Annotated in this window: 27 protein-coding genes; 16 read left to right on the top strand and 11 right to left on the bottom strand. The window is 61.1% G+C overall.

Going from position 1 to position 21,620, the window contains the following annotated elements; translation table 11 throughout:
* Positions 1–26: 26 nt before the first annotated feature.
* Genes ACR0KJ_RS13520 through ffh form a run of 5 tightly spaced genes read right to left on the bottom strand, consistent with a single transcriptional unit; the run spans position 27 to position 3,488 of the window.
* Positions 27–323, bottom strand: a complete 297-nt coding sequence (locus ACR0KJ_RS13520; RefSeq protein ID WP_050605269.1) for a chorismate mutase — start codon at positions 321–323, stop codon at positions 27–29.
* Positions 320–859 carry a GNAT family N-acetyltransferase gene (locus ACR0KJ_RS13515; protein ID WP_480626913.1) on the bottom strand — a complete coding sequence of 180 codons (540 nt, stop codon included), beginning with the start codon at positions 857–859 and terminating at the stop codon, positions 320–322. The genes ACR0KJ_RS13520 and ACR0KJ_RS13515 overlap by 4 nt, the downstream gene beginning before the upstream one ends.
* On the bottom strand, positions 856–1,446 hold the full coding sequence (locus ACR0KJ_RS13510) for a GNAT family N-acetyltransferase (RefSeq protein WP_170454746.1): 591 nt from the start codon (positions 1,444–1,446) through the stop codon (positions 856–858). The genes ACR0KJ_RS13515 and ACR0KJ_RS13510 overlap by 4 nt, the downstream gene beginning before the upstream one ends.
* The gene (locus ACR0KJ_RS13505) at positions 1,443–1,979 is read right to left on the bottom strand and encodes a GNAT family N-acetyltransferase (RefSeq protein ID WP_170454744.1); all 537 of its coding nucleotides are present in this window, start codon (positions 1,977–1,979) and stop codon (positions 1,443–1,445) included. The genes ACR0KJ_RS13510 and ACR0KJ_RS13505 overlap by 4 nt, the downstream gene beginning before the upstream one ends.
* Positions 1,980–3,488, bottom strand: a complete 1,509-nt coding sequence (ffh, locus tag ACR0KJ_RS13500) for a signal recognition particle protein (RefSeq protein ID WP_480626912.1) — start codon at positions 3,486–3,488, stop codon at positions 1,980–1,982.
* 304 nt (positions 3,489–3,792) lie between these two features.
* Here ffh and ACR0KJ_RS13495 point away from each other — a divergent pair, with 304 nt between their 5' ends.
* Entirely contained in the window at positions 3,793–4,680 is an 888-nt protein-coding gene (locus ACR0KJ_RS13495) for a sulfotransferase domain-containing protein (RefSeq protein WP_170624276.1), read from the top strand.
* Positions 4,681–4,683: 3 nt separating this feature from the next.
* On the opposite strand, the gene ACR0KJ_RS13490 is transcribed toward ACR0KJ_RS13495, so the two are convergent.
* Positions 4,684–5,202, bottom strand: coding sequence for a hypothetical protein (locus ACR0KJ_RS13490; protein WP_480626911.1), 519 nt, complete (start codon positions 5,200–5,202; stop codon positions 4,684–4,686).
* Between the two features lie 88 nt (positions 5,203–5,290).
* Here ACR0KJ_RS13490 and ACR0KJ_RS13485 point away from each other — a divergent pair, with 88 nt between their 5' ends.
* Positions 5,291–5,821 carry a prolyl-tRNA synthetase associated domain-containing protein gene (locus tag ACR0KJ_RS13485; RefSeq protein WP_170454737.1) on the top strand — a complete coding sequence of 177 codons (531 nt, stop codon included), beginning with the start codon at positions 5,291–5,293 and terminating at the stop codon, positions 5,819–5,821.
* Positions 5,822–5,892: 71 nt separating this feature from the next.
* Here ACR0KJ_RS13485 and ACR0KJ_RS13480 read toward each other — a convergent pair whose 3' ends face one another.
* Together ACR0KJ_RS13480 and ACR0KJ_RS13475 are read right to left on the bottom strand one after the other, a co-directional pair.
* Positions 5,893–6,636 carry an aspartate/glutamate racemase family protein gene (locus tag ACR0KJ_RS13480; protein WP_170454735.1) on the bottom strand — a complete coding sequence of 248 codons (744 nt, stop codon included), beginning with the start codon at positions 6,634–6,636 and terminating at the stop codon, positions 5,893–5,895.
* Positions 6,637–6,708: 72 nt separating this feature from the next.
* On the bottom strand, positions 6,709–7,290 hold the full coding sequence (locus ACR0KJ_RS13475; protein ID WP_170454733.1) for an NAD(P)H-dependent oxidoreductase: 582 nt from the start codon (positions 7,288–7,290) through the stop codon (positions 6,709–6,711).
* A 119-nt stretch (positions 7,291–7,409) separates the two neighbouring features.
* Between ACR0KJ_RS13475 and ACR0KJ_RS13470 the strand changes: the two genes are divergently transcribed.
* The 4 genes from ACR0KJ_RS13470 to ACR0KJ_RS13455 all read left to right on the top strand — a co-directional run bounded on the left by ACR0KJ_RS13470 (position 7,410) and on the right by ACR0KJ_RS13455 (position 10,063).
* On the top strand, positions 7,410–8,288 hold the full coding sequence (locus ACR0KJ_RS13470) for a LysR family transcriptional regulator (protein ID WP_170454731.1): 879 nt from the start codon (positions 7,410–7,412) through the stop codon (positions 8,286–8,288).
* Complete coding sequence (locus tag ACR0KJ_RS13465; protein ID WP_170454729.1) at positions 8,285–9,199, top strand: DMT family transporter; 915 nt, start codon at positions 8,285–8,287, stop codon at positions 9,197–9,199. Before ACR0KJ_RS13470 ends, ACR0KJ_RS13465 begins: the two co-directional genes overlap by 4 nt.
* A gap of 64 nt (positions 9,200–9,263) precedes the next feature.
* Positions 9,264–9,536: a hypothetical protein gene (locus ACR0KJ_RS13460; protein ID WP_480626910.1), complete on the top strand. Its 273-nt coding sequence runs from the start codon at positions 9,264–9,266 to the stop codon at positions 9,534–9,536.
* A 113-nt stretch (positions 9,537–9,649) separates the two neighbouring features.
* Positions 9,650–10,063 carry a universal stress protein gene (locus ACR0KJ_RS13455; protein WP_170454724.1) on the top strand — a complete coding sequence of 138 codons (414 nt, stop codon included), beginning with the start codon at positions 9,650–9,652 and terminating at the stop codon, positions 10,061–10,063.
* Here ACR0KJ_RS13455 and ACR0KJ_RS13450 read toward each other — a convergent pair.
* Positions 10,056–10,406, bottom strand: a complete 351-nt coding sequence (locus ACR0KJ_RS13450; RefSeq protein ID WP_170520223.1) for a metalloregulator ArsR/SmtB family transcription factor — start codon at positions 10,404–10,406, stop codon at positions 10,056–10,058. The genes ACR0KJ_RS13455 and ACR0KJ_RS13450 overlap by 8 nt on opposite strands.
* Before the next feature lie 232 nt (positions 10,407–10,638).
* Between ACR0KJ_RS13450 and ACR0KJ_RS13445 the strand changes: the two genes are divergently transcribed.
* The 5 genes from ACR0KJ_RS13445 to ACR0KJ_RS13425 all read left to right on the top strand — a co-directional run bounded on the left by ACR0KJ_RS13445 (position 10,639) and on the right by ACR0KJ_RS13425 (position 13,237).
* Complete coding sequence (locus ACR0KJ_RS13445) at positions 10,639–10,971, top strand: AtpZ/AtpI family protein (RefSeq protein ID WP_480626909.1); 333 nt, start codon at positions 10,639–10,641, stop codon at positions 10,969–10,971.
* Positions 10,972–10,973: 2 nt separating this feature from the next.
* A complete protein-coding gene (locus ACR0KJ_RS13440) occupies positions 10,974–11,732 on the top strand; it encodes a F0F1 ATP synthase subunit A (RefSeq protein ID WP_170454719.1) in 759 nt (252 codons plus the stop codon).
* 76 nt (positions 11,733–11,808) lie between these two features.
* Positions 11,809–12,033, top strand: a complete 225-nt coding sequence (locus ACR0KJ_RS13435) for a F0F1 ATP synthase subunit C (RefSeq protein ID WP_005981269.1) — start codon at positions 11,809–11,811, stop codon at positions 12,031–12,033.
* A gap of 86 nt (positions 12,034–12,119) precedes the next feature.
* Positions 12,120–12,671 (top strand): F0F1 ATP synthase subunit B', encoded by a 552-nt coding sequence (locus tag ACR0KJ_RS13430; protein ID WP_170454717.1) that lies wholly within the window; start codon positions 12,120–12,122, stop codon positions 12,669–12,671.
* 5 nt (positions 12,672–12,676) lie between these two features.
* Positions 12,677–13,237, top strand: a complete 561-nt coding sequence (locus ACR0KJ_RS13425; RefSeq protein WP_170520225.1) for a F0F1 ATP synthase subunit B — start codon at positions 12,677–12,679, stop codon at positions 13,235–13,237.
* Positions 13,238–13,317: 80 nt separating this feature from the next.
* Here the strand turns inward: ACR0KJ_RS13425 and ACR0KJ_RS13420 are convergent, their stop codons facing one another.
* Positions 13,318–14,088 carry a FadR/GntR family transcriptional regulator gene (locus ACR0KJ_RS13420; RefSeq protein ID WP_480626908.1) on the bottom strand — a complete coding sequence of 257 codons (771 nt, stop codon included), beginning with the start codon at positions 14,086–14,088 and terminating at the stop codon, positions 13,318–13,320.
* A gap of 150 nt (positions 14,089–14,238) precedes the next feature.
* Between ACR0KJ_RS13420 and ACR0KJ_RS13415 the strand changes: the two genes are divergently transcribed.
* The 5 genes from ACR0KJ_RS13415 to ACR0KJ_RS13395 all read left to right on the top strand — a co-directional run bounded on the left by ACR0KJ_RS13415 (position 14,239) and on the right by ACR0KJ_RS13395 (position 20,445).
* Entirely contained in the window at positions 14,239–15,438 is a 1,200-nt protein-coding gene (locus tag ACR0KJ_RS13415; protein ID WP_170624265.1) for an aminotransferase-like domain-containing protein, read from the top strand.
* Between the two features lie 42 nt (positions 15,439–15,480).
* The gene (locus ACR0KJ_RS13410) at positions 15,481–15,876 is read left to right on the top strand and encodes a hypothetical protein (RefSeq protein ID WP_170454709.1); all 396 of its coding nucleotides are present in this window, start codon (positions 15,481–15,483) and stop codon (positions 15,874–15,876) included.
* Positions 15,877–16,016: 140 nt separating this feature from the next.
* Positions 16,017–19,472 carry a chromosome segregation SMC family protein gene (locus tag ACR0KJ_RS13405; RefSeq protein WP_480626907.1) on the top strand — a complete coding sequence of 1,152 codons (3,456 nt, stop codon included), beginning with the start codon at positions 16,017–16,019 and terminating at the stop codon, positions 19,470–19,472.
* Positions 19,473–19,525: 53 nt separating this feature from the next.
* Positions 19,526–19,876: a hypothetical protein gene (locus tag ACR0KJ_RS13400; protein WP_170454704.1), complete on the top strand. Its 351-nt coding sequence runs from the start codon at positions 19,526–19,528 to the stop codon at positions 19,874–19,876.
* A gap of 221 nt (positions 19,877–20,097) precedes the next feature.
* Complete coding sequence (locus ACR0KJ_RS13395; RefSeq protein WP_480626983.1) at positions 20,098–20,445, top strand: acyl-CoA thioesterase; 348 nt, start codon at positions 20,098–20,100, stop codon at positions 20,443–20,445.
* Positions 20,446–20,449: 4 nt separating this feature from the next.
* Here the strand turns inward: ACR0KJ_RS13395 and ACR0KJ_RS13390 are convergent, their stop codons facing one another.
* Complete coding sequence (locus ACR0KJ_RS13390; protein WP_480626906.1) at positions 20,450–21,613, bottom strand: lytic murein transglycosylase; 1,164 nt, start codon at positions 21,611–21,613, stop codon at positions 20,450–20,452.
* Positions 21,614–21,620: the final 7 nt, after the last annotated feature.

The following is a 21,620-nucleotide window of genomic DNA, read 5'->3' as shown; positions in this document are numbered from 1 at the left end:
TTTTGTTGAGCCGGCGCAGATGCCGGTTAGTTTTGATGTTTCTTATGGTGTCGGATGACTTCCTGAATGATGAAATTCAGAAAAGCTTTGGCGAAGTCGGGGTCCAGATCGGCCTCTTTCGCCAGGTCTTCGAGCCGTGCGATCTGCGCTGCCTCGCGCGAGGGATCGGACGGGGGAAGGTCGTGTTCGGCCTTGAGCTTGCCAACGGCCTGCGTGTGCTTGAACCGCTCGCCCAGCGTGTAGACAAGGATCGCGTCCAGCCGGTCGATGCTTTCGCGATGCTCTTTCAACAGCGTGGCAGCCTGTGTCACGGGGTTGGTCATTGGCCGGTCCTTTCGGTGGTCAAGTCAATCTGCGGGTGGCGCCAGATCTGGGCGCGTTTGCCCAATAGCTCGGCGTTTTCAATCTCCAGCGTCGCACCAAGCCGTTCGGCCAGCGCGCGCGAGCGGTCATTGGCATGGGCGATATAGCTGATCACGCCGTTGAGGCCCTGATGACGGGCGGCATAGTCGCGTGCTGCTTGTGCTGCCTCGAAGCCCAGCCCTTTGCCTTCGGCCTCGGCCATCAGGGTCCAGCCAAGTTCAGGCTCGGCCCAGCCGGGGGCAAAGATCATACCGGCCCACCCGACAAAGCGTCCGCCGGATTTCTCGGTCAGATGCCAAAAACCGAACCCGTTCAGTGCCCAATGCCCCAGCCGCTTGGCCAGCGACCCCCAACAGCCAAACTCGTCCATTGGCCCGCCGACCATATGGCTGCGCTGGGTCGCGAAGAACGCGGTCATCGCCGGCAGATCGTCCATGTGCGGCGCGCGCAGGATCAGGCGGTCTGTTTCAACGGTCGGGATGGTGAATGAGGTCATGCGTAGGCCTCCATCCCGCCGTCGCCATCGGTGGCGAGGTGGCGATACACCAAGGTCACACCGTCCGCTTCAACGATCTCGCGTTCCACAAAAGCGCCAAGCCGGTCTGCCAGACGTTGAGAGCGTTCATTCCCTTTGACGATAAAGCTTGCCAAAGTGTCCCAGCCGAGTTGCTCAAACGCAAAGCCACGCGCGGCGCTTGCAGCCTCAAACGCATAGCCGTGGCCCTCGCCTTCCTCGGTGAAGATGAAACCAAGCTCTGGCTCTGGGTCTTCCGGCTCGAAGCCGAGAACGACAAAGCCCAGCAGTTGACCGCCTGCCTTCGCTTCAACCGACCAAAGGCCATGGCCACGCAGCGACCAGATGGCGACCATCTGAGCGAAATCATACCACGCATCCTCGCGCGACATGACTGTCAGGTACCGCGCGCGCGGGCTGGCCACGATCCGGGCATAGGTGTCGAAATCCGACAATTGTGGCGCGCGCAGAACCAGACGCTCGGTTTCGAGCGTCGGAATCGCGCCCGCCACGCGAGCCGCCAGTTCAGCCCCTTGAACATTTGGCGCAACTTCGAACCGGAAGGTCATGCGTAGGCCTCCGATCCGATTTGCCGCTCATCCGGGTGAGGGTGACGATAGACGACATCCTCGGGGTCCGGGCGCGCTGCGCTTGGGTCTTCACGTGCCCCAAGCCGTTTGGCCAGCGCAATTGAACGGGTGTTCGGCGCATCGATATAGCTGACCAAAGACGTCAGTCCGGTATTCTGAAACGCCCAGTCACGCGCGGCACAGGCTGCTTCGAATGCATAGCCCTTGCCTTCAAATTCGGGGAAGATACACCAGCCGATTTCGGTTTCCGGGAATTTCGGAGGTTTGTTGATCCCGACCTGCCCAATGAATTCACCGGTTTCCGTCAGATCGACCGCCCACGCGCCAAACCCGAGAAACTGCCAACTGGCCACGTCCGAGCCCAGCATCGACCACAGGTTCTGGGCCGAGTACGGGCCATCCATGTACTTCGCCCAATCCGTCGCAAACAGCGCGGCCATCGGCTCGAAATCCTCAAGCCGGTGGTGGCGCAATGTCAGGCGCGCAGTGGATATGGTGGGCGCGAGGGTCACTTACTTTTTCTTCCCGAACCCACTCAGACCCGAAGGCAGGCCCATGCCGCCGCCCATGCCGGGCAGGCCCCCGGGCATCTTGCCGCCCATCGCCTTGGCCGCTTGTTCCAGCGCCTTGGGGTCCATACCTGCGGCCATATCCTCGGGCGAGGGGCCGCCTTTGCCGAACATGCCCTTCATGGCCTGTTTCAGCATCTTGCCTTTGCCCATCTTGCCCATTTTCTTCATCATGTCCGACATCTGCCGGTGCATCTTGAGCAGTTTGTTGAGGTCGCTGACCTCCATCCCCGAACCCGCTGCAATCCGTTTCTTACGGCTGGCTTGCAGCAGCTGAGGGTTGGCGCGTTCGCGTTTGGTCATCGACTGGATCATCGCGATCTGCTGGCGCAGGATCTTGTCGTCCAGACCGGCCTGATCCATCTGTTTCGCCATTTTGCCCATGCCCGGCATCATGCCCATCATGCCCTGCATGCCGCCCATCTGGATCATCTGTTCCAGCTGCATCTTCAGGTCGTTCATGTTGAACTGACCCTTGACCATGCGCTTCATCATGCGCTCGGTCTGTTCCATCTCCATCGTTTCCTGGGCCTTTTCGACCAGGGCCACGATGTCGCCCATGCCCAGAATACGTCCGGCGATCCGGTCCGGCTCGAAGGTCTCCAGCGCGTCCATCTTCTCGCCCAGACCGACAAAGCGGATCGGCTTGCCAGTGACCGCGCGCATCGACAGCGCCGCACCACCGCGCCCGTCACCGTCCATCCGGGTCAGGACCACGCCCGAGATACCGACCTTGGCGTCGAACTCCTCGGCAACCTCGACGGCGACCTGACCGGTCAGGCCGTCGACCACCAGCAGAGTCTCACGCGGGTCGACCACATTGCGCACCTGCTCGACCTCGTCCATCAGGACTTCGTCGATATGCAGACGGCCCGCGGTGTCGAGCATGTAGACGTCATACCCACCAAGCGTCGCCTGCTGCTTTGCCCGTTTGGCGATATCGACGGGTTTCTGGCCGGGAACGATCGGCAGCGTATCCACACCAACCTGCGTGCCCAGCACCGCCAGCTGATCCATCGCCGCCGGGCGATAGACGTCGAGCGAGGCCATCAGGACCTTCTTGCCCTCTTTCTCTTTCAGGCGCTTTGCCAGCTTGCCGGTGGTGGTGGTCTTGCCCGAGCCCTGCAGACCAACCATCAGGATCGGGGCGGGCGGGTTGTCGATCTTGAGCTTGCCGGGGTCTTCCTCGCCGCGCAGGGTATCGACCAGCGCGTCATGCACGATCTTGACGACCTGCTGGCCGGGGGTGATCGACTTAGTCACCGCCTGACCGGTCGCCTGTTCCTGCACCTTCTTGACGAAGGCGCGGGCCACCGGCAGCGAGACGTCAGCCTCAAGCAGCGCAACGCGCACCTCGCGCAGGGCGGTCTTGACGTCTTCCTCGGACAGGGCGCCCTGTTTGGTCAGCCGGTCAAAGACGCCAGAGAGGCGTTCGGATAGATTTTCAAACATGCCTTCGGCCTCCTTCGCCGGTTGTCTCTTGGCGTGTCCTAAATAGGATGCGCCGGTTAAATGCACAAACGCCCCCTCCCACAGAATTATACGTGGGGGTAATGCCAAATGGCATTGCCCCCACGGGCGAAACTCGCTGGTGGGGGGCGATCCCTGAACGACTCAAGGGACCGGAAGGATGGTTTCTTCCGGATGTTTGCGCGTCGTCTACGCGCCTGAAGGCACCGAGTCAAGACAGGCGCTTTGTATGGAACCCCCTGTGGTGTAGCGTCGGCAAGCAGGATGCAAGGGTCGGAGGGTGAAGGTGAGCGGTACATTTCCACAGCGGACCACCGACTACGTGGGCCCGGTGACAAATACGGATATCTGGCCCGATTTCCGGATACGCCCTGACGATCTGTTTGTCTGCACGCCGCCCAAATGCGGAACCACCTGGACGCAGACACTGGTGCGAATGCTGATTACCGAACAGGCCGATCCGTCGATCTATGACAACAAGGTCTCGCCCTGGCTGGATTGCGCTTTTCGCGACCGGGTCGCGCAGGCCAATTCACTGGAAGTTCAGGACCACAGGCGCTGCATCAAAACGCATACACCGCTGGATGGCATCACCTATTCGCCGGATGCCCAGTATCTGGTGGTTCATCGTCATCCGGTCGATGTGCATTTTTCGCTGCGTAGCCATGTCGAGAACATGACCGAAGACTGGCTGGACTATCTGTTTCCCGACGACCTGTCCGAAGCGTTTGCGATGTTTCTGGACCGCCCGGCCTCGACCAAAGGGACCGATGATCTGACGCTGGCCTCGTTCGTGCATCACTTCCGGTCTTTCTGGGATTATCGCGACCTGCCCAATATTCATTTCCTGCACTATGCCGAGCTAAGCCGCGACTTGCCGGGACAGGTCAGGCGATTGGCCGGGATCATGGGAATGAACATCGACGACCGCATGGTGGCCGGGATTTCGCAAGCGGGAAGCTTCGGGTCGATGAAAGACAATGCCAGACGCCTGTCGCAGACGCCGGGGTTTACCAGCGTTTTTCGCGATTTCGCGCAGTTTTTCTCGTCAGGCACCAGCAACAAGTGGGAAGGTAAGCTGACCGAGGCCGAGATGGCGCGATATGACGCCCGGATGGCCGGCATGGTCACCCCGGCTGAGCGGATGTGGCTGGAACATGGTCGGGCCGTGTAACCCTCAGGCCTGTTCCCGATCTGGTTTCTGATCGCCAGCGGGCAGCCAATAGTTGATCGCATCCACCAATCCGTGCGCCCCGCGTCCGCTTGAGAATGCCTCGACGATGGGATGTCGGCCCGCGCTCATACCCTTGTCGAGTATCAGGACCGGGCGGTAGAGGGTCGACGATCCTTTGGTGCTGCGCGACACCGAGCTTTCGATCTCGGCATGGGACAGGTCTGACAGCGCATGTTCGACCGCGTCATAGCCAAAGACCGACTGCCTGCGGATCACGAGGCTGCCCTTATTGCGGTCCAGTATGACCTGAACGCGCCGGACGAAGGTGCAGAACGCGCCGAACCCCAATCCTCCTCCAAAGAGTGCAAAGAAAAGACCGAACAGAATGCCTTCGCCGCCTTCGCTGACCATGAACAGACCTGCGCCGACAAACGCGAGGATGAAGAAGACCAGCGTGATGCCGATGAACCAGGGCGTGTATGTCAGGATCAATTGGTCCGGGGTATTGCGCGACACTTTCATGGCGGCACGCTAACACTGAATTCCGGCACTGTCGTGGCTTGAATTTCCACCTTTGTTGCGCGATGAGCGCATCAGACAGGAGGTCACGATGGACGCATCATCCGCTTTTCAGGACACATTGCCCCTCAGTTCTGACGCCTTGTTGGCGCAACTGGACGATTGGGGGCTGGTTTACCGGCTGCACACTCATCCTCCGCTGCGCACGGTCGAAGAGTCGAAGGCCGTCGAGGATCAGTTCATGGTGCCCGGAGAGAACGCGCTGCGCCTTAAGAACCTGTACCTGCGCGACAAGAAAAAGCGGAACTATCTGGTGACGCTGGAACAAAGCCGCGAGATCGATCTGAAAGCACTGGGGGCAGAGCTGGGTGTGGGCAACCTGTCGTTCGGCTCGGCGGATCGGTTGTTGCAGAACCTTGGTATCCGGCCCGGCGCGGTCAGCCCGCTGGCCATGATCAACGGGGTGCAGAATGATCTGCGCTTTTTCATGGATGCAGCCGCACAGCAGGCCGATGTGATCTATATGCATCCGCTGGTCAATGACCGGACGGTTGCGATGTCGCGGGGTGATCTGATGGCGTTTTTCGAAAAGATCGGCTGTCAGGTGACGTGGCTGCCCTGACTGGACGTGCGCCTTTCAGGCGCACGTGCCTCCGGCGGAGGTATTTTTGAACAGAAGAAGGGGCGGGCGCTTTAGTCCGCGGGCAGCGCCTGTTTCAGGGCGGCGGCCACATGGGCGGCTGAGGGGTTGATGAACAGATGCCCGTCTGCCTCGAATACCGGGTCGTCCAGATGGTTGGGGAAGGCCAGCGGCAGTTCGGTGCAGGCCAGCAGAATAGCGGTGCCGGGTGTTGCGTGGCGGTTGCAGAAGGCCAGCAAACGGGCGTGCGCGGTCCCGGACGCGCCGCCATAAAAATCGCTGTCGATCATGGCCTGCATCTCGTCGACGTCCGGATCCGGCAGTCGGACGTTTGCGGTGACGCCTTCGACCGCCAGCCTTTCGGCATAGTTGGTCGCTTGCATGGTCACGGTTGTTCCCAGCACCAGCGCATGTGATGCGCCGGTTTTTGCGGTGGCTTCGGCAGTGGCATCGAAGATGCTGAGGATGGGCATCGAAACACCCTGACGGATCGCGTGCAGGCGGGCATGGGGCGTGTTCGACGCAATGATGCCGAAATCACACCCTGCGTTTTCAAGGGTCAGCAGCGCGTCGCGGAAGACCGCGTCGAACTCTGCCCAGCTTTCTTCGTTTCCGGCCACACCGCGCAGCGCCCGTGTTCTGGCTTGCGTCACCGACTCGATCGTCATCGGCGGTACGGGCAGGGGCGAGCCATGGCCGCGCGCGGCAAAATATCGGCCCGCCCCTTCGGCGATGGCTCTGTAGTAGTCGACGGTCGAGGCCCAGCCGACTCCGCCCAGAATTCCGATCTTTTTCATGATTGAATGTCCAACCCGCAAAATACCTGTTTTGCAGATTGGACATTTCTGGTCGCGAAGGCCAGTGCCGGTTTAGGCGGCCAGTTCGGATACGGCCTTATGCGCATTCTGCACTGATGCGTCAGGGTCGATGGCCAATTGGTCCGCGGCGACGACGTCCACATCGTGAATTCCGATAAAGCCCAGAACATGCTTTGCGTAGCCAGACGCGTAGTCGATCTCGGACCCCACGGCGGTGCCGCCCGAGGCGATGGCCAGAACGGCGCGTTTGCCTTCCAGCAGCCCCTTGGGGCCGTTTTCGGTATAGGAAAAGGTCAGACCCACGCGGGCAACCAGGTCGATCCACGCCTTGAACGCGGCGGGTACCGAAAAGTTGTAGATCGGCAGACCAATGACGATTGTGTCGGCCTGCTGAAGCTCGTTCACAAGCTCGTCCGAAAGGGCCAGTTGATCCCGTTGAACCGCGTCGCGCTGATCTGCCGGGGTAAAGTTCGCGGCAATCCAGTCTTCGGTCAGCAGCGGCAGGGGCGAGGCCAGATCACGGCGAATGATGCGCCCGGCGCCCAGATGTTTGACGACACGGTCTGACAGATCACGTGTTGCCGATCCGGTGCGGCGGGCCGAGGCGTCGATGTGGAGAATGGTTTTGGTCATTTCTGCAGTCCTTCGATCAGGGGTGATGTGGTCTGGGCTCAATATGATTGTTGCGCTGGCGAACAAAAGTCGGATACATCAACAGCGTCTGTTAGAAATTGCACAAAGATAGCTTTGCCATGGATAATTGGGATGAAGTGAGAACCGCATATCAGGTCGCGCGGATGGGGACAGTCAGCGGCGCGGCCGAGGTTTTGGGCGTGCACCATGCAACAGTGATCCGCCATATCGACGCGATCGAGGCGCGGTTGGGTGTGAAACTGTTCCAGCGTCACGCGCGGGGATATACGCCAACCGAGGCGGGTGAAGACCTGTTGCGCGTGGCGCAGGCGACCGAGGATCAGTTCAACCAGCTTGTGGGTCGAATGAAGGGCCGGGGCGACGATGTCTCGGGCGAGTTGGTGGTGACCTCGCTGGCGTCGCTGGTGCCGTTGGTTGTGCCCACTCTCAGCGAGTTCCAAAAGGCCCACCCGGGGTTGATCGTGCGCTATCTGACCGGGGACCGCCTGTTTCGCCTTGAATATGGCGAGGCGCATGTTGCCATTCGCGCCGGGTCAGCGCCGGATCAGCCGGACAATGTTGTGCAGCCCTTCGTGACACAGGACGTGGGCTTGTTTGCCAGCAAGGATTACGTCGCCCGCCGGGGCAAGCCGCAAAGTGTCGAGGATTTCCCCAAACACGCCTTTGTTGGAAATGATGACGAAAACAGCCGCGCGCCGTTTTCGCAATGGCTGCGGGCCAACGCCCCGGCCGAGGCGCTGACATTCAGGTGCTCGAACAACTTCACCGTGGCCGAGGCCGTTCGGGCCGGGGCCGGGATCGGGTTCATGGCCCGATGGGAGGCTGCCAGATACCCGGATCTTGAGGAAGTGATGGACAGCCTGCCCGAATGGTCGGGCAAACTGTGGCTGGTCACCCATGTCGATCTGCACCGCACGACCAAGGTGCAGGCGTTCCTGTCCTTCCTGAAGGAACAGTCGCGGACCTGGCTGCCATGACGCCGCAAGCCCGTGGCCATCTGGCCATGTTGTGCTTTTCGGCGCTGGTAGCAGGCAGCTTCTCGCTGGGGTCGATGATCGCGAATGAGATCGCCCCAGCTGCGTTGAACGCGGTGCGCTTTGCGATTGCGGCGGTAGTAATTGGGATTGCTGCCTATGCCACGACCGGTGTGCCACGTTCCGCCACGCAGGCCCCGTGGCGCTATTTGGTTCTGGGCGGTCTGTTCGCCACCTATTTTGTCCTGATGTTCTACGGTCTGCAGACCGCTCCGCCGGTTAGTGCTGCCGCCGTGTTCACGCTGACGCCGGTCGTCTCGGCCATTGCTGGGTGGGTGTTGCTGCGGCAGGTCACAACCCCGCGGATGGCTTTGGCCCTGTCCGTCGGGGCGGTCGGCGCATTGTGGGTGATTTTTCGCGCCGACTGGCAGTTGTTCCGGGCTTTCCAGATCGGGGTGGGTGAGGTCATCTATTTCGTGGGCTGCGTCGCCCACGCAATCTATACACCCATGGTCCGCAAGCTGAACCGGGGCGAACCGGCGGTTGTGTTCACCTTCGGCACTCTGCTGGCCGGGTGCGTCCTGCTGACGGCCTTCGGCTGGTCGGATATAATCAGCACCAATTGGTCCAACCTGCCGAGCATCGTCTGGATCGGGCTGCTGTACCTGTCCTTCTTTGCAACGGCAGCCAGCTTTGTTCTGGTCCAGTTTGCGGCGCTGAGGCTGCCCTCGGCCAAAGTCATGGCGTATACCTATTTGGTGCCCAGTTGGGTCATCCTGTGGGAGATTGCGTTGGGCAACGGTGTGCCGACCGGGCTGATCGTGGTGGGCATTGCCTTGACAGTTCTGGCCCTTCTCTTGCTGCTGAAAGAGGAAGTCCCCGAGCCGGCATCCCTTCGCCGCAGTGCAGATTGACGCTTGTGTTCCCATCAGCTTCTGGCAGCATCCTATCGGCCAAAACGAAAACGAGGGCAGGGGAATGAAGCCATTTCTAACGGGCGCAGTTTTGATCGCACTGGGCGCTTGTACGCAAGGCAACTTGCAGGGCTCCGGCGACGAGACATCGCTGCAAGCCAGTTGCGAGGCGCTGGTCTCTGCCGAAAGCGGCACGCGTATTGAAGACGTCAAGGCGCTGGAAACGCAGCCCGACCCACGGGGCTCCGTCACAGCGGTTACTGTTGCCGGGCAAAGCCGCCCATGGACGTGTTCGGCGGACCCAACAGGCGTCATTTACAGCGTCATACCCGGCTGATTGCGGTTCGGCTGTGTTGTTCGCCAAGGGGGCGAACAGCCCCTCCGTTGAGGCAGATCAAGGCTGAAACCGGGCATGTCTTCTATACTTTCCACAAGGAAGAGGAGGACGAAATGTTCAGTCACATCATGATCCCCGTCGATCTTCACTTGCCGCCCGAAGTGCAAAAAGCCGTTGCTGTGGCGGGTGAGATGGCCAAATGGCAAAACGCACGTGTGACCCTGGTCAGCGTGACTGGTACCCAACCCGGTGATGTCACCGCATCGGACGCCTCTATCGCCAAGGACCTTGCGGCTTTGGCCGATGACCTTTCGGCCAAAAGCGGTGCAGAGGTCGGCACTAAGAACATCCATTCAGTCGATGTTGCGGTCGAAGTTGATGGGGATTTGACGCGTGCAGCCGAAGAGATTGGCGCCGATCTGATCGTCGTGGGAACACACGCGCCTCGGATCACGGACTATATCTTCTCAAGCCATGCCGGGTATCTGGCGAAACACGCCAAAGTGTCCGTGTTTGTCGTCAGGTAGGCGAGTCATCCGCGCCATCCGTCGCGGGCAGTTCGACCTCAAGAAACCGCTCGAACGCGTCCAGGTTCACCGGCTCGAACTGTCCGAAGCCCTGCATCCAGACCGAGGCCGTCCGCAGGGCGTCGGGCTCCAGCTTGCACCACTTCACCCGCCCGCGTTTTTCCTGAGAGATCAGCCCGGCCTTGGTCAGAATGACCAGGTGTTTCGAAATCGCGGCCAACGACATCTCGAACGGTTCGGCCACGTCTGTGACGGCCATATCATCCTCAAGCAACATCGCAAGGATGGTGCGCCGGGTCGGGTCGGCCAGGGCGGCGAATACGGTGTCAAGGTCGTCGGACATGATCCCGCTGAACCACAGCGCCGGAGTTTGGTCAACCATTTGGTTGAATATGTGGATTCAGGGTGATTTCGGATTGCCCACCCTTCGACCTGCGATTTACCTGCACCTTCGCAGCGAAAATACCGATTGAAAACAGGCGTTTATCCTGCGGCAATTCGGGCGCTCAACACCGTTGACTCTGTGCCCTGCGCCCCTTAGCACCTAGCCCCAAGACTGTGCGAGGAAAACGCCCGTGACCGATGACGACCAAAAGCAGCGTATGGCGCAGCTGGAGGCCAAGATCGACGCGGCGAAAAAGGCGAAAGCGCCAAAACCTCGTGCGGATGCTGACGTGTCCGGGGGCGAGCTTGCCTGGAGGATGGTCATCGAAATGGTATCCGGTCTGGGGATCGGATTTGGCATCGGATACGGGCTGGACAGCCTGTTCGGGACGATCCCGATCTTTCTGGTGCTGTTCACATTGCTGGGCCTTGTCGCGGGCGTGAAGGTTATGCTCCGCAGCGCGAAAGAGGTTCAAGAGAAACAAGCGGCGGCTGAGGCGGCCGAGAAGGACGAGAGGGACTGAACGTGGCAACTGAGACCACCGCAGCAGAAGGCAGCAGCCTGGTTTTCCACCCGATGGATCAGTTCATCGTTAAGCCGTTGTTCGGTGACGGTGCGGTGGGCATGTTCACGATCACCAACGTGACGCTGTGGCTGTTCCTTGCGATCGTGGCCATCATTCTGCTGCTGATCGTGCCGACCTCGAAGCGCGCGATTGTTCCGACCCGGATGCAGTCGGTCGCAGAACTGGCCTATGGCTTCATCTACAAGATGCTGGAAGACATCTGCGGCAAGGAAGGCGTCAAGTACTTCCCCTATGTGATGACTCTGTTCATGTTCATCGTCTGCGCGAACTTCCTGGGCATGATCCCCATGTCCTTCACCACAACGTCGCATTTCGCCGTGACCATCCCGCTGGCGCTGTCGGTCTTCCTGACCGTGACCGTGCTGGGCTTTGTCAAGAACGGCGCAGGCTTCCTGAGCCTGTTCTGGGTGTCCAGCGCCCCGCTGGCGCTGCGTCCCATTCTGGCGATCATCGAGCTGATCTCGTACTTCGTGCGCCCGGTCAGCCACTCCATTCGTCTTGCTGGTAACGTCATGGCAGGCCACGCTGTTATCAAGGTGTTCGCAGGCTTTGCCGCGATTGCCGCGATTTCGCCCGTGTCCGTTCTGGCGATCACCGCAATGTATGGCCTTGAGGTCCTCGTGTCCTTCATTCAGGCCTACGTTTTCACCATTCTGACCTGTGTTTACCTGAAGGACGCTCTGCATCCGCATCACTAAAGATGGGTGAAATCACCCATCCTACGCAGGAACGATAACCCAACATCGAAACTTCCAATTCGTAAGGAGATACATCATGGAAGGCGATCTCGCACACATCGGCGCAGGCCTGGCAGCAATCGGTTCCGGCGCAGCCGCAATCGGGGTGGGCAACGTTGCAGGCAACTTCCTGGCCGGCGCCCTGCGCAACCCTTCGGCGGCTGCTTCGCAGACCGCAACCCTGTTCATCGGTATCGCGTTCGCAGAAGCCCTGGGGATCTTCGCATTCCTGGTCTCGCTGCTGCTGATGTTCGCCGTATAATCTGCGGAACCTGATCCTTACGCGCAGGTGGGCCCAAGCCATAGCGGCCCACCTGTTGTAAAGACAAGTTTCCGACGGAGGATATCATGGCGACTGAACCCATTACTAAAGAGGTAGCCGGCTCGTGCGTCGACTCCTATGGCTCTGCCATCGGGATGCCACAGCTCTGCTTCGATTGGTTCCCCAACCAGATTTTCTGGCTGGTCATTACGCTGGTCGTCATCTTTCTGGTCCTGTCCCGCGTGGCCTTGCCGCGCATCGCGGCAATCCTGGCTGAACGTCAGGGGACCATTACAAATGACCTGGCTGCGGCCGAAGATCTGAAGGCCAAGGCGGTCGAGGCTGAAGAGGCCTATAACAAGGCGCTGGCCGATGCCCGTTCTGAGGCACAGCGTATCGCAGCGGAAGCCCGCGCCGAAATCCAGGCTGGTCTGGATGACGCGATTGCCAAGGCGGACGCGGAAATCGCTGCAAAGGCGGCTGAATCGGAAAAGGCAATTGCCGACATCCGTGCCGGTGCGCTGGAAAGCATTCAAGTGGTTGCCAAGGATACGGCGGCTGAACTGGTCACAGCACTGGGCGGCGAGGCGGATGCCAAAGCCATCGACGGTGCCGTAGATGCGCAGATGAAAGGATAAGTGACATGCGGAACACTCTTGCCCTTATCCTGACCTTCGGTGCCGCAAGCCCGGCGCTGGCCGCAAGCGGCCCGTTCTTCTCGCTTGGCAATACGGACTTTGTCGTCACTCTGGGCTTCATCGTCTTCATCGCGGTCCTGTTCTACTTCAAGGTCCCCGGCATGATCGGTGGCGCGTTGGACAACCGGGCCGAGGGCATCAAGTCCGAACTGGACGAAGCCCGCGCCCTGCATGAAGAAGCGCGCAGCCTGCTGGCCTCGTACGAGCGTAAGCAGCGCGAAGTGCAGACGCAGGCGGATGCCATCGTGGCTGCGGCCAAGGATGACGCGGCGCTGGCAGCAGAGCAAGCCAAGGTCGATCTGGAGAAATCCATCGCGCGCCGTCTGGCGGCCGCACAGGACCAGATCGCGTCGGCTGAGGCTTCGGCTGTGAAGGAAGTGCGCGATCAGGCCATCACCGTTGCTGTCTCGGCAGCTAACGCTGTGCTGGCCAAGCAGATGACCGCTGCTCAGGCGAACAAGCTGATCGATGCGGCCATTGCTGACGTGGGCGAAAAGCTGCACTGACAATTGCCTATCCCGAATTAAGAAAACCCGGCGCAGTCGCCGGGTTTTTTTGTTTCAGGTGCCCAAAGCGGTTTCGGCGCCTAGGCTTGCCCCGTCTCATGCGCCAGGCGTTGCTGTGCAATCGCCTCGTTGCGTTCGGCCTTTTGCTGATCCTTCATGCAGCGCTCGACGAAATCCAGATGCTGTTCGACCGCCAAACGGGTGGCCTCGGGATCCCGAGCTTGCAGGGCTGTGTTGATCGCGCGGTGCTGGTCCAGAATGGCCTCACGCGTGGCGCGTTGCTGAAACATCATCTGGCGGTTGTAAAACACACCCTGCCGGAGCAGATCGTACATCGACCGCATCATGTGCAGCATGACAACGTTATGGCTGGCCTCAATAATGGCCATGTGAAACTCGGCGTCCAACCCGGCTTCTTCTTCGGCGGCGTTGCGCTCATGTGCCGTCTCCATCCGGTCGAAAATGGCCTGAACCACCTTAAGATCGCTGGTGGACCCAAGCCGCGCAGCGCGCTCGGCGGCCAGCCCCTCCATATCCCGGCGGAAGGACAGATAGTCGAACACTGCCTCGTCATGGCTGCTGAACAACCGGATCAGGGCAGGGGAAAAGGCCGAGCCCAGAACTTCGGCCACATAGATACCGGATCCGGCCTTTGCGGTCAGCAACCCTTGGTCCTGCAGATCGGAAATGGCATCCCGCAAAGATGGGCGTGACACGCCCATGCGCTCGGCCAATTCCCGCTCCGACGGCAGACGCTCGCCGGGGCGCAGGATGCCGCGTAGGATGAGCAATTCGATCTGCCGGACAACTGCACTCGACAGCTTTTCGGTCCGAACTTTTTGAAAGGGCATATACACGTCCAAAATTGGTCAAAACATATGACCACAGTGGGGGTTCGGGTTCAAGAAGGGCGGTTTCACTTTGATTGAAACATTAGGTCAGTATTGTTGACTTTAATACTGTTCTGCATAGGCTGCCCGAATTGAGATCGGAGGAGCCTCATGACCGCGCAGACCCTGTTCGCCACCCGTACATCCAGAATGAAAGCGTCCGAGATACGGGAATTGCTGAAACTGCTGGACCAGCCCGGCATCATCTCATTCGCTGGTGGAATCCCCGATCCGGCCCTGTTCCCGGCAGATGCGTTTTCGCAGGCGTTCCAGGCAGCGCTTGGGCCGGACACTCAGGCGCAGGCGCTGCAATACTCGGTCAGCGAAGGCTATGCGCCGCTGCGCGAGTGGCTGGTCCGCCATATGCGGGAGATCGGGGTCGAGTGCGAGGTCGACAACATCCTGATCACCTCGGGCTCGCAACAGGCGCTGGACTATCTTGGTAAGCTGTTCCTGTCGCCGGGCGATACGGCCCTGGTCGGATGGCCGACCTATCTTGGGGCTTTGGCAGCTTTCAACGCCTATGAGCCGCGGTTTGACCGGCTCAGCATCAACGGCAATCGCGGTGCTGGGGAATATCGTGAGGCGGCCGGGGACGGGGCGGTCAAGTTCGCCTATCTGTCACCGGATTTCTCGAACCCGACCGGAGAGACGGTTGATTTGCACGGGCGCGAGGCGCTGCTGGACCTGGCCGAAGAACTGGAATGCGCGGTGATCGAGGATGGGGCTTATCAGGCCCTGCGTTATGATGGCGAGGCTATTCCACCGGTTCTGGCGCTGGAACTTGCGCAGAAAGGAACGATTGAAAACTGCCGCACGATCTATTGCGGCAGCTTTTCGAAAACACTGTCGCCGGGATTGCGGATGGGCTGGGTGGTCGCTGCCAAGCCGGTCATCTCGCAGATGGTGCTGATGAAACAGGCCGCTGATCTGCACTCGGCCACCATCAACCAGATGGCCGTGCATCAGGTGGCCGAGGCGTGTTTCGACACCCATATCCCCAAGGTCCGCGCAACCTATCAGGCGCGGCGCGATGCGATGCTGGCCGCCTTGCAGCAGCACATGCCAGATGGCGTGGTCTGGACCCGGCCCGAGGGCGGCATGTTCATCTGGGTCACGCTTCCGGTGGGCACAGACGGGTCCGACCTGCTGGCGCGTGCATTGGCGACCGAGAAAGTGGCGTTTGTGCCCGGTCAGGCGTTCTTTCCGGACGGCAGCGGGGCCAATACCATCCGGCTGAGCTTTTCCAATTCGGATGAGGCAACGATCCGCGAAGGTATTCGCAGGTTGGGCAACGTGCTGCGGGCCTGACGCGGAAAGGGTCTGTTAACCAATTTACTGCAACCCTGCGGCATGATCCGGTATCTCGCCCTCTTTCTGCTTGCGGCCTGTTCGGCTGGCACGCCCCATTTTCGCAACGTCCCTGCCACGCGCGTTGCCGTAAACGGCAGTGTGTTTGACGTGCGCGTGCGCGGCGAACTGGCCGAGGCGGTCCGCGTCAACGCGCAATACGCCCCACGCCTTGGCCCAATCCGGGATCGTGCAGCGCTGGCCATGGCGCAGGTGTCGGGTTGCCCGATCCTGGATGTGCTGGGCGATGCGGCGGTGACGGTCGGCGTTTTGGGTTGCGACCGCGAGGCGGGGGAGCGGTTGCTGCTGACCGCCATCTCGCGACCCAATTACGAATGTATCAACTATGGCGCGTCCAGCGGCTATGCCTACGAAGTGTTCGAGTGTACGCCATATTGAGAACTGCGCTTATTTGCGTATTTCGGCAAGATATTGTGGATAAGTCGGGCCAATATCCCATATCCTGCGCAATCACGTTGACACCTCGCCCCTCCGTTGCGCAGACTTCCTGACAACAGGAATCAAGGGACTCGTCGCTTTTGCGCTTTAGCAAACTCAAACTGACCGGCTTCAAAAGCTTTGTTGATCCGACCGATCTGATCATCGCGGACGGGCTGACCGGTGTGGTGGGGCCGAACGGCTGCGGCAAGTCCAACCTGCTTGAGGCTCTGCGCTGGGTCATGGGCGAAAACCGCCCCAAATCCATGCGCGGCGGCGCGATGGAGGATGTGATCTTTGCCGGTGCCGCCACGCGTCCGGCGCGCAATTTCGCCGAAGTGGTCCTGACCATGGACAACTCAGAACGCCTCGCGCCCTCGGGGTTCAACGACAGCGATCAGCTTGAGATCGTGCGCCGCATCACCCGCGATGTGGGCAGTGCCTACAAGACAAACGGCAAGGACGTGCGGGCGCGTGACGTGCAGATGCTGTTCGCCGACGCCTCGACCGGGGCGCATTCCCCGGCGCTGGTGGGGCAGAACCGCATTGCCGAACTGATCAACGCCAAGCCCCGCGCCCGCCGCCGCATTCTTGAGGAGGCTGCGGGAATCTCCGGCCTTTATCAGCGCCGGCACGAGGCCGAGTTGAAGCTGAAAGGGACCGAGACCAACCTGACCCGTGTCGATGACGTGCTGGAACAGTTGGGCGCGCAACTGGCGCAGCTGGCGCGTCAGGCCCGTCAGGCCGCGCGGTATCGTGAAATTGGCGAGCAATTGCGGCAGGCCGAGGGGATGTTGCTGTATCGCCGCTGGAAAGAGGCCGACATGGCCCGCCAGCAGGCCGAGGAAAAGCTACGCGAGCGCCTGACCGAAGCGTCCCGGGCCGAGGCCGAAGCCCGCGCCGCAGCCGCCAAACGCGCCGAGATCGAAGAGACCTTGCCACCCCTGCGCGAGGAAGAAGCCATCGCCGCCGCCGTCCTGCAACGCCAGCAGGTGCAGCGCGATCAGCTTTCGGATCAGGAGACCCGCGCGCGCCAGACCATCGAGACGCTGACCAACCGGATCAGGCAACTGGGCAACGATATCGAGCGCGAGGCCGGTCTGAACCGCGACGCGGGTGAGATGATCGAGCGTTTGGAATGGGAAGCCCGCGAACTGGCCAAGGCCGCCGAGGGGCATGACGACAAGGTCTCTGAGGCCGCTGAGATTGCGCGCGAGGCCGCATCGGTGCTGCAGGACCGCGAGGATCACCTGTCACAGCAGACCGAGGATATGGCCCGCCTTGTCGCGCGTCACCAGTCCGCGCAGCGTCTGGTCGAGGACAGCCGCAAGACATTGGCCCGGTCGGAAGCCGAAGAGGACAAGGCCCGCTCGGCAGTTGCTGACGCCAAATCGGCCCTGACTCGGGCCAGCGAGGCGTTCGAGTCTGCGCAAGAGGGCGAAGAAGAGGCCCGCGAAGCGGCTGAAGCCGCCGAAGAGGCCTTGGCCGCCGCAGATGAGTTGCGCAACGACACCCAGGCGCGTGAGGCCGAGGCCCGTGCGCAACGGTCCGAGGCTGAGGGCGAGCTGGGCGCAATTCGCGCCGAGACGTCGGCGCTGGCCAAACTGGTCGAACGAGATACAGCCGAGGGCGGGCAAGTGCTGGACCTGCTGCGTGTTGAGCCGGGCTATGAAAAAGCTCTGGGCGCGGCATTGGCCGATGATTTGCGTGCTCCGTTGGTGGATGGAGATGGCCCGTCGGGCTGGGTGCAGGTTGCGGGATATGACGCAGACCAACCACTGCCGGAAGGTGCTGAGCCGCTGGCGCTGCATGTATCCGGCCCCGATCGTCTCAGCCGCCGGATTGCTCAGATCGGGCTGGTTGATGCGGATCAGGGTGCGCGGTTGCAGGCATCATTGCAGCCGGGTCAACGGCTGGTATCGCGCTCGGGCGATCTGTGGCGCTGGGACGGATTCCGTGCCTGGGCCGAGGATGCGCCAAGTGCGGCGGCCCTGCGGCTGGAACAGCTCAACAAGCTGGAGGCGCTGAAACAGGAACTGGCCCGGACCGAGGCGCAGGCCGATGGTGCCCGCGCTGCGCATGAGGCGCTGTCGCAGCAACTGGCTGATGTGACAGAGGCCGACCGCCGCGCACGCGAAGCCCGTCGTGCCGCCGACCAGCGCATGGCCGAAACCGCCCGCTTGCTCAGCCGGGCCGAGGCCGACCGCAATCTGGCACAGGGCAAGCTGGAAACACTGACGCTGGCCGTGGACCGCCACAAAGAAGACGCCATGTCGGCCCGCGCACAGCTGCGCGAAGCTGAGGGCGCGCTGACTGGTCTGGGTGACCTCGATAGCGCCCGTGCGCAGGTTGAAGATATCAAGCAGACGGTCGAAGCGGCGCGGATCACCATGCTGACCCACCGGTCCTCCCATGACGAGTTGCGCCGTGAGGGTGAGGCGCGAACGCGTCGCAGTCAGGAGGTGACGAAAGACCTCAGCGGGTGGAAGCACCGGTTGGAGACCGCCGAAAAGCGTATCTCGGAATTGGCCGAACGCAAGGAAAGTTCGGAAGAGGAACTGACCGAGGCCATGGCCGCCCCCGGCGAGATCGCCGAGGCGCGTGAGGAACTGAACGAGCTGATCGAAACCGCCGAGGCCCGCCGCGCCGAGGCCGCCGACAAGCTGGCCGAGGCCGAGACCCAGCAGCGCGAAGTTGTGCTGGCCGAGCGTGAGGCCGAGCGACTGGCCTCAGAGGCGCGGGAAACTCGCGCTGCAGCCGAGGCGCGTTGCGATGCGGCCAAGGAAAGCGTTGTCGCCGCAGCAGAGCGGATTGCCGAGGATCAGCAACTGACGCCAAACCAACTGTTGAACCAGTTGGACGTGAACCCGGACCAGATGCCCGCCGCCGACGCACTTGAGGCCGAGGTAAACCGCCACAAGCGCCAGCGCGACGCGATGGGCGCGGTGAACCTGCGCGCCGAAGAGGATGCCAAGGAAGTTCAGGAAGAATTCGACACCCTGAACGGCGAAAAGGCCGATCTGGAAGAGGCCATCAAGGCCCTGCGCAGCGGCATCGCCAGCCTCAACCGCGAAGGCCGCGAACGGCTGCTGACCGCGTTTGAGCAGGTGAACTCGAACTTCGCCATGCTGTTCAAGCACCTGTTTGGCGGTGGCGAGGCCAATCTGGTCATGGTCGAAAGCGACGATCCGCTGGATGCGGGGCTTGAGATCATGTGCCAGCCGCCGGGTAAAAAGCTCTCGACCCTCAGCCTGCTGTCGGGTGGCGAACAGACCCTGACCGCGACGGCGCTGATCTTTGGCGTCTTTCTGGCCAACCCCGCCCCGATCTGCGTTCTGGACGAGGTCGACGCGCCGCTTGACGACGCCAACGTCACCCGCTTCTGCGACCTGCTGGACGAGATGTGCCGCCAGACCGACACGCGGTTCCTGATCATCACCCACCACGCGGTAACGATGGCGCGGATGGACCGGCTGTTCGGTGTGACCATGCAGGAACAGGGCGTCAGCCAACTGGTCTCGGTCGATCTGAAGAAGGCCGAGCAGATGGTCGCCTGACCGCTCACCGCAACGTTATGAACGTTGCGAAGGTATCGGGCTAACTTGGGCGCATGAGACGTATTCTGATCCTTGCCCTGCTATTGGCCAGCCCGCTTGCGGCGGCTGAATGGCCAACCAAACCCGGCGACGTCCCCCTCAGCCCCGAGGAACTGGACGCATTGGCGGGCCGCACGCTGACCTTTTACGACGACGGTCAATCCAAGTTTTCGGCGGGCGGGGCGTATTCCTACACCTATGCCAGCGGAGAATCGGCCTTCGGCACCTACAGCATCGCCGAGGATGGCAGCGTCTGCATTGCCTATCGTAATGGATTCAGCCGGTGTGATTTGTACGTGCGCAGTGGAGATCGATTAATTCTGATAGATGAGAAGGGGGATCGGTATCCGGTGCGGCCGGAGTGATAGTCGGCAATGTGGTCAGCCTTTAACCACCATGCAAATAGGTCGTCTCTTTAGTTTGAACGCTAAACTTGTCAGACTGACGAGATACTTGCCTGACATCTGCCCATCGAAGGACTTGATCTGTGACTGAAGACACCGACACACGGCTCGCACTTGGAAAAAAACGAGGATCGCATGGTCGCCAGCAGGATGACGGCGTTCTTGTCATTCGCACCATTGCGATGCCCGCTGACACCAACCCGGCGGGTGACATTTTCGGTGGGTGGTTGATGTCGCAAATGGATCTGGCTGCGGGCAATATGGCGGCGCGCGTGGCACAGGGACGAACAGCGACGGTATCGGTCGAAGCAATGCAGTTCCTGCAACCGGTCAAGGTTGGGGATGAAGTGACGCTTTACGCAACGCTGGTTAAAATTGGTCGCACATCCATGCGTGTGCATGTGGATGTCTGGGCACGCCCGAGACAATCCCACAATGGTCAAAAGGTAACCGACGCGGATTTCGTATTTGTTGCTTTGGACGATACAGGTGCACCGCGACCTGTCTTTGAAAGCGATCACGGCGATTAATGGGCTACAACTTCCCCAACAACTCCGCCGTCGGCCAAGCATCCGCGGGCAATCCCAGCCGCACCTGTTCCGCCTGAACGGCTGACCGCGTTCCTGCGCCCAGAATGCCGTCGATCTTGCCGACGTCATGCCCGCGCGCCTGTAGCTTGGTCTGTAGCTGTTTCATCTGAGCATCCGACAGGCCCGGTGTCGGGTTGCCCGCGTTGTATATCTGGCCGCCTTCCAGACGGGTGCCGAAATAGGCGGCGGTCAGGACGTAGACGAAGCTTTGGTTCCATTCGAAATAGACGTCGAAATTCGGATAGGCCAGAAAGGCAGGCCCCTTGTGGCCCTGCGGCAGGATCAGTGAGGCGGGCAGGTCGGCCAAAGATCCGCCGCGTGCCTCGATGCCCATCGCCTGCCACTCGGCCACCGAACGCGGTTTGCCGGGGCCTGACAGGGACCAGTCCATCTGCGCGGGCACGGTGACTTCCTGCAACCAGGGCTGGCCGGGTTGCCAGCCCAGATGGGACAGCATCTTGCCCCCGGACATCAGCGCATCGGGGGCCGAGGTCTTGAGCGAAACCTGACCGTCCCCATCCCCGTCTACACCATTGTCCAGAATGTCCTGCGGCAGCATCTGAACCATACCGATCTCGCCGGCCCAGGCTCCGGTGGTGCGCTGCGGGTCGAAATTGCCCTGGCGGAACAGCTCGATCGCCGCGAAGATCTGTGGGCGGAACAGATCGGGGCGGCGGCAGTCATGGGCCAGGGTCACCAGCGCGTTACGGGTGTTGAAATCGCCCTGCACCGCGCCGTAATCGGTTTCGAACGCCCAGAAGGCCAGCAACACGCCGCGCGAGACACCGTATTCCCGCTCGATCCGGTCAAACACGGCCTCGTATTTGCGCGACATGGACTGGCCGCGGTCAATCCGGTTTTGCGAGATCAGGCGGCGCGAGAAATCAATGAAAGGCATCTGGAACACGCCCTGCGCCCGGTCAGCCCGCAGCACAGCGCCGTCCTGCTGAACGCCCTGAAAGAACGCATCGACGGTGCCCTGATCAAAACCCTTCTGCACCGCTTCGGTTTTCAGGCCGCCCACGAACTGGCTGAACCCGCCACCGCATTGGGCAAAAGCGGGTGCCGAAAAAAAGGCGGCGGCGAACAGGGAAGGCAACAAGCGCATAAGGTGT

It is taken from the genome of Ruegeria sp. AD6 (assembly GCF_056542325.1).
The sequence above is the reverse complement of the archived record's forward strand: the minus strand, read 5'-3'. Positions and strand labels throughout refer to the sequence as shown.